Below are 658 nucleotides of genomic sequence, written 5' to 3' on the forward strand. Positions count from 1 at the left end.
AAATGCATCGTTTAGGGTTCTAATTAAAATTGATAATAAAAGAATATCAGACGAGAAGCGATTTATATGATTCAAGGTCATAGTGAAAGTCAGCCATCATGATGGAGCATTTTTAAATATTGCAGCGCAATTTGTTGAGAAAAATCTGTGCTATCTTGTAGTTGATTGGCAATTGCTTCATCTGCAACCCCATGTACACCTGAATAAATCAACAAAGCGGTTAATCTTGGCTGTTCTAAATGCCAAATATCCGCCTGCTGCCCTCCATTTAAGATTTGCAGCAGTTGTTCCAATATCATATTTTTTTCATTATTTTTTCGTTCATGGTGATGTGCACCAAAAACAATATCATGTATAGCATAGCTTTCGAGATAGGTTTGTATATTGGCAGAGATCCAAACCTTAAATTGACTGACCCAATCTTCAGCATCACATGTTGCAACAGCTGTGTCTAAGGCCGCGATAAAAAAATCGATATAACGTTTTTTTAAGGCTTCAACAATATGCTGTTTCGATTCAAAGTAATGATAAAAGGTCCCTTTAGCAACGCCCACACTGGCAATAATTTCACTAATCGTGGTGGCTTCAACGCCTTTTGCTAAAAAAAGCGTTTGTGCAGCATTCATCAGCTCATCAATTCGGACTTCTGCTGGCTTGG

The 658-nt window shown here is 37.5% G+C and carries 1 protein-coding gene; it reads right to left on the bottom strand.

All coding sequences use genetic code 11. The annotated features are described in order from the left end of the window. Nucleotides 1-89: 89 nt before the first annotated feature. Nucleotides 90-658: TetR/AcrR family transcriptional regulator (locus tag D7V20_RS19380; protein WP_213072527.1), on the bottom strand; the 569-nt coding region annotated here is incomplete at its 5' end.

The sequence above is a fragment of the Acinetobacter rongchengensis genome (assembly GCF_003611475.1).
Taxonomy (GTDB): domain Bacteria; phylum Pseudomonadota; class Gammaproteobacteria; order Pseudomonadales; family Moraxellaceae; genus Acinetobacter; species Acinetobacter rongchengensis.